The organism is Nocardia sp. NPDC023733 (genome assembly GCF_040639775.1).
In the GTDB taxonomy this organism is placed as follows: Bacteria; Actinomycetota; Actinomycetes; order Mycobacteriales; family Mycobacteriaceae; genus Nocardia; species Nocardia rosealba.
In genome coordinates, this window is the sequence record NZ_JBFAAN010000001.1 from 2,485,062 (window position 1) to 2,494,077 (window position 9,016).

7 protein-coding genes, 1 rRNA gene and 1 pseudogene are annotated in these 9,016 nt (G+C 68.6%); 1 reads left to right on the plus strand and 8 read right to left on the minus strand.

The features are described from left to right. Positions 1 to 3 precede the first annotated feature (3 nt). Positions 4 to 423 (plus strand): SRPBCC family protein, encoded by a 420-nt coding sequence (locus AB0F86_RS11620; protein ID WP_067493939.1) that lies wholly within the window; start codon positions 4 to 6, stop codon positions 421 to 423. Here the strand turns inward: AB0F86_RS11620 and recN are convergent, their stop codons facing one another. From recN to rrf, 8 genes and pseudogenes are all read right to left on the minus strand, one after another. Beyond that, positions 424 to 2,196 carry a DNA repair protein RecN gene (gene recN / locus AB0F86_RS11625; RefSeq protein WP_356983709.1) on the minus strand — a complete coding sequence of 591 codons (1,773 nt, stop codon included), beginning with the start codon at positions 2,194 to 2,196 and terminating at the stop codon, positions 424 to 426. Further along, a complete protein-coding gene (locus AB0F86_RS11630) occupies positions 2,174 to 3,130 on the minus strand; it encodes an NAD kinase (RefSeq protein ID WP_356983710.1) in 957 nt (318 codons plus the stop codon). Before AB0F86_RS11630 ends, recN begins: the two co-directional genes overlap by 23 nt. Then, positions 3,127 to 3,948, minus strand: a complete 822-nt coding sequence (locus tag AB0F86_RS11635) for a TlyA family RNA methyltransferase (protein ID WP_181698621.1) — start codon at positions 3,946 to 3,948, stop codon at positions 3,127 to 3,129. The genes AB0F86_RS11630 and AB0F86_RS11635 overlap by 4 nt, the downstream gene beginning before the upstream one ends. A 1-nt stretch (position 3,949) precedes the next feature. Continuing rightward, entirely contained in the window at positions 3,950 to 4,174 is a 225-nt protein-coding gene (locus AB0F86_RS11640; RefSeq protein ID WP_357171651.1) for a hypothetical protein, read from the minus strand. A gap of 73 nt (positions 4,175 to 4,247) precedes the next feature. After that, on the minus strand, positions 4,248 to 5,141 hold the full coding sequence (locus AB0F86_RS11645) for an HAD-IIA family hydrolase (RefSeq protein WP_356983712.1): 894 nt from the start codon (positions 5,139 to 5,141) through the stop codon (positions 4,248 to 4,250). A 426-nt stretch (positions 5,142 to 5,567) separates the two neighbouring features. Beyond that, positions 5,568 to 6,308 (minus strand): annotated as a pseudogene (locus AB0F86_RS11650) (hypothetical protein); the annotation flags it as partial. A 692-nt stretch (positions 6,309 to 7,000) separates the two neighbouring features. Beyond that, positions 7,001 to 8,188 (minus strand): hypothetical protein, encoded by a 1,188-nt coding sequence (locus AB0F86_RS11655; RefSeq protein ID WP_356983714.1) that lies wholly within the window; start codon positions 8,186 to 8,188, stop codon positions 7,001 to 7,003. A 539-nt stretch (positions 8,189 to 8,727) separates the two neighbouring features. Then, positions 8,728 to 8,844, minus strand: a 5S ribosomal RNA gene (rrf, locus tag AB0F86_RS11660). Positions 8,845 to 9,016 lie beyond the last annotated feature (172 nt).

Genomic DNA, 9,016 nt, shown 5'->3' on the forward strand with positions numbered 1-9,016 from the left:
ACAATGCCGAGCAGCACTGTCGAGACGGTTCTCGACGCCCCACGCGACATCGTCTACCGCCTTTTCAGTGAGCGGGAGAGCGTGAGCCCCCATCTGCCCATCCAGGTCAAGCTCGTGAAGCAGGGCGACGCCGTCACCGGTGTCGGCGCCCAGCACCTGCTCGGCTTCGGCAAGCTCGGCGTCACCGAGGAGATCACCGCGCTGGTCCCCGGCGAGCGCATGGAGTACAAGATCGTCAAGGGCGCGCCGGTCAAGCGCCACGTCGGCATCATCACCTTCGCCGACACCGCCGAGGGCGGCACCCGCGTGGTCTACACCATGGAATCCGAGCCGTCGCTGCCCGTTCCGGCCAAGGCCATGGAGTTCGGCCTGCGCCAGCTGACCAACCAGCTCATCGGCGGCATCCGCAAGGCGCTGCGCTGATCAGAGCGAGACGCTTCGCTCTGATCGAGCGGTCTCCAGCAGTTCCTCCGCGTGTGCCCGGCCGGTCTCGGTGTCGTCGAGGCCGGCCAGCATGCGGGCCAGTTCCACCACGCGTTCCTCGTCGGTGAGGGTGCGAACCCCGCTGTCCACCTTGCCTTTTCCGTCGTCGGACTTGTTCACCACCAGGTGGGTGTCGGCGAAGGCCGCCACCTGCGGTAGATGGGTCACGACGATCACCTGATGCGTGCGGGCCAGGCGGGCGAGGCGTTTGCCGATCTCCACCGCGGCCCGACCGCCGACGCCCGCGTCGACCTCGTCGAACACCATGGTCGCGCCGTGATCCGAGCCGGCGAGCACTACTTCCAGCGCGAGCATCACGCGCGAGAGCTCACCACCGGAGGCACTCTTGCTCAGCGGTAGCGATTGCGCGCCCGAGTGCGCCGACAGCCGGAATTCCACCTCGTCGACGCCGTTGGACCCCGCGTGCAGGGTGGTCCCGTCGACATCGAGCGGCGCGGAGTCCTGGGCACTCGCCCGCAACGGCCGCACCTGAACTTCCAAGCGCGCCTTGCCCATTGCCAGCCCGCCGAGTTCGGTGCTCACGGCGGCGGCCAGTTTGGTCGCAGCCTTGGTGCGGGCGGCGCTGAGTTTGCGGGCAGCCTCGCGCACTTTGCCCGCGGCGATCTCGACCTCGGCGGCCAGTTTGGCCAGCGCGTCCTCGGACACGTCGAGAGAGTCGAGGCGGGCGCGGGATTCGTCGGCCCAGGCGATCACACCGTCGATGTCGGGTGCGTATTTGCGGGTGAGTGATTTCAGTTCGGCCTGGCGGTTGAGCATCGTGTCCAGGGCGCTGGGGTCCGAGGGCAGTTCCGACAGGTAGCCGCTGAGTTCGGTCGTCACATCGACGACCACCGCGATCGCCTCACCGAGGCGCGGGGCGAGTGCGGTCAGGGCGGGGTCGTCGGCCGAGTCGAGGCGGGCACGCGCCCCACCGAGCAGGTCGAGCACCCCGCCGCCGTCGGCGCTGGAGTCGGCGGGCCCGGACAGCGCCTCGTGGGCTGCGGCAGCGGCCTCACGCAGCGAGTCGAGGTCGCTGAGCCTGCGGATCTCGGCGACCAGCCGGGCGTCCTCACCGGGTTCGGGTGCGATGCCGTCGATCTCGGCGAGCGAATGCTTGAGCCGGTCGGCTTCCAGAGCGAGTTCGCGGCTGCGGGCGGTGCGTTCGAGGAGTTCGGTGCGCGCGTCGAGCCAGGTGCGGCGGTGCACCTGGTACTTGCGCAGCAACGACGCCACACCGTCGCCCGCGAACTGGTCGAGTGCGGCGAGTTGCTGTTCGGGCCGCTGCAGGCGCAGCTGATCGTTCTGTCCGTGCACGGTCAGCAGGCGGGAGGTGAACTCGCCGAGCACCGCCGCGGGCACGCCGCGACCACCCAGGTGGGCTCGCGAACGCCCGTCGCTGTTGACGGTGCGCACGGCGATCACGCTGCCGTCCTCGTCGGCCTCGGCACCGGCCGATTCCAGTACCTCGCCGATCGCGGCGCGGGCGGCGTCGTTCACGTCGTCGACGACGAAACGGCCTTCGACCACCGCTTTCGACGCACCGACCCGTACCCGGCCCGCGTCCGCGCGGGCGCCGCTGAGCAGGTGCAGGCTGGTGACGACCATCGTCTTACCCGCACCCGTCTCGCCGGTGAGCACGGTCAGTCCCTCGTGGAATTGCGCGGTGGCCGTCGAGATGACGCCGAGTCCGTCAATCCTGATCTCGGTCAGCATCGGTGTCCTTCCCCGTTCGCTGTCTACCCCGCCAGCCCGTGACCGGCAGCTGGAACTTGCGCACCATCCGGTCGGCGAAGGGCGCGGAGTCCAGCCGCACCCACCGCACCGGTCGTTCGCCGCGCACCACCTCGGCACGGCCGCCGCGCGGCAAGGCGAGCGTGCGCCGCCCGTCGAGAAAGACGATCGCGTCGTGCCCGGTGGCCACCGCTTCCACGGCGATCAACGATTCCGGGCTCGTCACCAGGGGCCGGGCGAACAGCGCGTGCGCGTTGCTGGGAATCACCAGCATGGCCTCGAGCTCCGGCCACACCACCGGACCACCCGCCGAGAAGGCGTACGCGGTCGAACCGGTGGGGGTGGCGATGAGAATTCCGTCGCAGCCGAAGGCCGATACCGGGCGCCCATCCACTTCGAGCACCACTTCGAGCACGCCCATGCGCTGTGCGTTCTCGATGCTGGCCTCGTTCAGGGCCCAGCCGCGTTCGGTGACGACATCGTCCACCCGGACGCTGACGTCGATGGTCAGCCGGTCCTCGACCCGGTAGTCGCGGTCGACCACCTGGGCGAGTGCTTCGTCGAGGTGTTCGGCCTCGGCCTCGGTGAGGAAACCGATGCGGCCGAGGTTGATTCCCAGCACCGGCACACCGCTCGGCCTGCCGAGTTCGGCGGCCCGCAGGAACGTTCCGTCGCCGCCGAGCGCGAGCACCATCTCGCACCCTTTGGCCGCCGACGGGCTGTGCGGGACGACGCGCACCGGGTATCCGCCCGGCTCGTCCTCGAATCGGGTGCTGTCGGCCTCGTCGGCCAGCACGCGCAGGCAGATGCCCGCCGCGGCGAAGATCTTCGCCACCCGGTGCGCCGTTTCGATGATCTCCGCACGTCCCGGATGGGCGACGAGCAGAATTTCGCGGCCGCTCTCACGCGAACTCACTGCGGCCCCTCCTCCACAGCCTGGGCGACGAGCGCCGCCACCTGTTCGGCGTCGTAGTCGAACGGGCCGACCTTGCGCAACCACAGGAAATATTCGACATTGCCGGACGGTCCCGGCAGTGGGCTGGCGACGACACCGAGGGTGCGCAGACCGAGCGCGCCCGCCGCTGCCGCGACCTCGCACACCACTTCGCTACGCAGCGCCGGGTCACGGACCACGCCACCGGATCCGACCCGTTCCTTACCGACCTCGAATTGCGGCTTCACCATCGGCAGCAGATCGGCGCCGTCGCTCACGCAGGCCGCGAGTGCGGGCAGCACGAGTCCCAGCGAGATGAACGACAGATCGCCGACGACCAATTCGACGGTGCCGCCGATGGTTTCAGTGGTGATGCCGCGCACGTTGGTGCGGTCGAACACGCGCACGCGTTCGTCGTTCTGCAGACGCCAGATCAACTGTCCGTAGCCGACGTCGACCGCGACGACCTCCCGCGCGCCCTTGCTCAGCAGCACGTCGGTGAACCCGCCCGTCGAGGCGCCCGCGTCCAGGCACCGCTTACCGGCGACCTCGAGTCCCTGCGGCTCGAACGCCTCGAGGGCACCCAGCAGCTTGTGGGCGCCACGCGACGCCCACGACACCTCGTCGGGTTCCTCACGCACGATCAGCGGCGTGCCCGCCTCCACGGCGGTAGCCGGCTTCACCGCGACAGTCCCGGCGATCAAGACCCGGCCCGCGCCGATCAGCTCGACCGCGTGTTCCCGCGATCGGGCCAGTCCGCGGCGAACCAGTTCGGCATCCACCCGCGCTCGTCTGGCCACCTCAGATCTTGTCCACGGTCGCCAGGGCGTCCACCAGCACCTCGTGCGCCTGCTCGAGGATGCGCGCGCGGCGGGTGATGTCGGCCCCGGTCTCGGTGTTCTCCGCAGGTCCCGCTGCGGGTCGCTCGCCGAGTTCGGCGAGCAACTCGTCGACCTGGGATCTGATCCGGTTCGGGTCGGCCGGTACGTGATGCGCCTGAGCGCCCGGCAGGTGACTGCCGGGCATCGGGATCCCTGGTCGGGGTTGCGGTGACGCGCCGGGCGGCGGCGAACTCGGAGTACTCATCGTGACGTCAACGCTATCGGATTTCCGAATCGGCCGCGCGCACCCGTACCGCCCTGCCCGGGTGCTGCCGCAACAGATCCGCGACATCGGCGGGTGCGACCACTCCCGGCACGATCTCGGCATTGAGAGCGTCGAGGGACTGCGCGATGTAGGTAGGCACCTGCTCGGGAGACGCGGCGGCCACCTCGTCCAGGGTGCTCACCCCGGTCAGCACGAGCAGCGAATCGAGGCCGAGACCGTTCGCACCCTCGATATCGGTGTCGAGTCGGTCCCCGACGACCAGCGCGTTTCGCGTCCCCGCCCGCTCGACGGCGTCTTCCATCAGCGGCGCATAGGGCTTGCCGGCCACCAGCGGTTCGCGATCGGACGCGGTGCGCAGCGCGGCTACCATCGAACCGTTGCCGGGCGCGAGCCCCCGTTCGTTCGGCAGGGTCCGGTCGGTATTGGCGGCCACCCACAGCACCCCCGCGCGCAGGGCGTAAGCAGCCTCGGCAAGGTCGGGCCAGGCGGTAGTCGGCGAATGCCCCTGCACCACAGCTGCCGGCGGCACGTCCGCGAACCGGCGAACCGGCTTCAGACCGACCGCCTCGACTTCGGCCGCGAGGTCATCGGTGCCGACAACCAGCACCTCATCCCCCGCCGACAGCCGCTGACCGAGCATGCGTGCAGCCGCCTGCGCACTGGTCACCACATCCTCGGCAGCCGCCGGATACCCCAATTCGGCCAGATGCCCCGCAACCTTCGCGGGCCCACGCGCCGCGTTATTGGTCACATAAACCAACCGCTGCGCTGAATCACCCTGCGGCACAAGCGCTTCGGGTGCGCCATCGATCACCTCGGGCCCGCGGTACAGCGTCCCGTCCAGATCGAGCAGCAAGGCCTCATATTGATCCCGTAGCCGATTCACACACCCTCACTCCGTCGTCGTGCCGGGCCGAGTACATCTGCGACCCTAAGCGAGACCACCGACAAATTCGGCTCACCCCGAATCGCCCTCGCCACCTTCATGATCGAGCATCCCCACCACCCCCGACCCCCAGAGTGCCCATGTTCACCCCGTCCCCCGGCGCGTCGCCCCACCACTGCCGTCGAACAAGCCCCTCCGGCATCACCCCTCCAACACTCGAACGCAGTCGGAAGACCGACCACCGCAGCCTGAAATAGCGCCGAGAGTTGTCGGAACTAGTGAGCAGACACTCGCGATATCGACGCCACGCACCGAACATGGACCGAACCTGCGGTCCTGACCCGCATCTTCCGCAGCCCACACACAGCAACAGCCGCCGACCGGAAGCCCTTACGGACCCCAGCCGACGGCTGCGCATTCAACGAACTACTGAGCGTCCCCACCGGTCAATTCGGTGGCGCGCTCTTCCGCATCAGTCTCACCATCTTCATCGGCAGCCGCAGCATTGAGGAACCACTGCAAACCCTCATCAGTACGCCCAGCAGCCACGAGAGCATCCGCATACGCATAGAACAGCCGCGCAGCAGCCGACCCCGTACGCGCCGGATCCAGATCCGAGGACTGCAAGGTCACCACAGCCTGATCGAACTGCCCCAGGTCCATCCGGGCACCAGCGACAACGATCCGCAACTCGGTCGCCTCGTCACCGGTGAGCGCCTGAGCTTCCTCACTACGCCCCAGCTCGATGGCCCGTTCCGGCCGCCCGAGTCCACGCTCACAGTCGGCCATCACAGCGAGCAGCCCGGACCCACCCGACATGCGCCGAGCGGTCCGCAGCTCCGACAGCGCCTCGGCCCATTCCTCGGCGTGGTAGGCCACCACACCGGCAGTCTCACGCACCACAGCGATCCGCCCCGCCCGCTGCCTGGCGGCCCTGGCATGGGCCAGCGCCAGCCGCGGATCGTCTTCGAGCAGTTCGACGGCCATGACCATGTGCCGAGCGACGGTCTCGGCGTTGCTCTTGTCCAGGCTCAGCAGATCGCGGCGCACAGCCGGATCGAGATCGGAGGCCTGCACGTCCTCGGGGATATCGGGCTCTTCGGGACGGGCCGCCCGACGATCGGTCGGCCTACCGCCCGCGGCACGAGCACCCTCGCCGCCACGACGGCGATCATCGTTGTCGAACCGGCTGGCGCCCGAGTCGCGGTAACCGCTCCCGCCGCGGTCGTCGCGGCGGTCCGAACGATCGTCGCCACGCGGTGCGCGGTCGCTACCACGATCCGAGCGGAAGCCCCCACGGCTGGAGCGATCATCGTCGCGTGCCCGGTCATCCGCACGATTCGAGTCGTCTTCACCGCGGTCCGAGCCGACGTCTTCGCGGCTCGAACGATCGTCGGAACGGGCCGAATCCTCGCTCTCACGCGATGCGCGAGCGGAGTCACGAGCCGAATCGTCGTTGCCGCGGTCAGATCCGGAGCTCGCGCGATCCGACTCGTTCTCGCCAGCGTTCGAGCTGTCGACATCGGTGCCGCCCGCTGATTCCGCAGCGTTGTCCGAGCCGCGCGACTTCGTGTTGCCATCGAGGTCGTCGATCGGGCTGTTGCTCGCCGAGCGGCGATCATCGACACCCGAGCCGGTTGCCTGGTCATCACGGTCCGAGAGCTCGGAGCGAGTGGCACCGGAGTCACCAGGCTGGTCGTCGCGGTCCGAGCTCTTCCGGTGCTCGGACTCGCTCGGGCCGCCTGCCTCTTCACGCCCGGAACCGGAATCCACGTGTTCGGTCGCCGACTTACCCTGCTCAGTGGACGCGTCCTCGGCAACGCGGTCTGCCGGAACACCCTCGGCGTCGCCCGCCGAGATCACACCGAGCACATCGCCTTCGCGTTCCTTCCGCTTCTCACGGTAGGTCCCGTCCAGGGGTGCGCCGTCCTCGCCGACGTACTTGCCGCGACCGCCGGTCCCGGCATTGCGCTTGAACCCGCCGCGTCCACGGTCGTCGTCTCGACGGGCACCGCGATCGTCATCGCGTCGCTGGTACCCACCCCGATCGGAGCTGCCACCCCGCGAACGGTCATCGCTCTCACCACGTCGGAACCCACCCTGGTCCGCACCGCGATCGACTCCACCGCGCGAACGGTCGCCGCCCTCGGTGCGACGGAAACCACCGCGATCCGAGGAACCACGCGAACGGTCATCACCTTCATTACGGCGGAAGCCGCCGCGATCCCCACCGCGATCCGAACTACCGCGCGAACGGTCATCGCCCTCGTTACGGCGGAAGCCGCCGCGATCGCCGCCACGATCCGACGAGCCACGCGAACGATCGTCGCCTTCGTTGCGTCGGAAACCGCCGCGATCCCCACCGCGATCCGAACTACCGCGCGAACGGTCATCACCTTCGCGGCGGAAGCCACCACGGTCCGAACTACCGCTTCGGCGGTCGTCGCTGCCACGGAAACCACCACGGTCTCCGCCGCGATCGAACCCGCCGCGCGAACGATCGTCACCTTCGTTCCGGCGGAAGCCGCCGCGATCCCCACCGCGATCCGAACTACCGCGCGACCGATCATCACCTTCATTGCGCCGGAAACCGCCACGATCGCCACCGCGATCCGAGCTGCCGCGCGAACGGTCATCGCCCTCACTGCGACGGAAACCGCCACGATCGGAACCACCACGACGGTCGTCATTGCCGCGGAAACCACCGCGATCAGAACTACCGCGCGACCGATCGTCGCCTTCGTTGCGTCGGAAGCCACCGCGATCCCCACCGCGATCCGAGCTGCCGCGCGAACGGTCGTCACCTTCATTACGTCGGAAGCCACCACGGTCCGAACTACCGCTTCGGCGGTCGTCGCTGCCACGGAAACCACCACGGTCTCCGCCGCGATCGAATCCACCGCGCGAACGGTCGTCGCCTTCGTTCCGGCGGAAGCCGCCGCGATCCGAACTACCGCGCGAACGGTCATCGCCCTCGTTGCGACGGAATCCACCACCGCCACGGGGGCGGTCGTCATCGTTGCGACGGGAGCCGCCGCGGTCACCACCGCGGTCGAAACCGCCTGCGGGACGGTCGGATTCGTCGCGACGGCGGAAGCCACCACGATCACCGGAACCACCGCGTGCGGCGTCGTCGCGCCGGGGGTAGCCGCCCTTGCCGCTGTCGTCGCGACGCTGGTAGCCACCGCGGTCCGAACCCCCACGATCGCCGCTGTCGTCGCGGCGGAAACCGCCTCGCTCGCCGGAACCGCCGCGATCGTCACGGTTGTAGCCGCCGCGGCCGGAGCCGCCTGCCGAGCTACGATTGTCGCCCTGACCGCCACGGGGGCGGTCGGTCGGTTCGCCGCGCCGGCCGAAACCGCGGGCGTCTCCGTCCCGGCGGAAAGACTTCCGTCCGTCGTTGTGTTCCGACACGGCGATCCCTTTCTAGGTTCCCCGGCCTCCGGGGAGTGTTGTCATGGCCCCGCCTGCAAAGAATTCAACCACGGACGGACAACGGGGCATCGTCCGCCTGGCGTGCCGGGGACATTTCTGCCCCACAAACGCCGATAGGGGACCCAAATAAGGGTCCCCTATCGCAATGATTGTCCGGCGGTGTCCTACTCTCCCACACCCTGTCGAGTGCAGTACCATCGGCGCAGGTGGCCTTAGCTTCCGGGTTCGGAATGGGACCGGGCGTTTCCCCACCGCTATAACCGCCGTAACACTATGAAACTATCCACAAACAGCGCTCCCCAAAACCAAGAGATACTTCACCCCTGGTCAGGGTTTGCTGCAGTGTCTGTGTGTTGTTTCAGATACCGCACAGTGGACGCGTAACACCTTCGATAGTAAGCCCTCGGCCTATTAGTACCGGTCACCTCCACACGTTACCG

Coding starts and splice junctions, on each gene's coding strand:
- AB0F86_RS11620 (WP_067493939.1), top strand. CDS start 4: ATGCCGAGCAGCACTGTCGAGACGGTTCTCGACGCCCCACGCGACATC.
- recN (WP_356983709.1), bottom strand. CDS start 2,196: ATGCTGACCGAGATCAGGATTGACGGACTCGGCGTCATCTCGACGGCC.
- AB0F86_RS11640 (WP_357171651.1), bottom strand. CDS start 4,174: ATGCCCGGCAGTCACCTGCCGGGCGCTCAGGCGCATCACGTACCGGCC.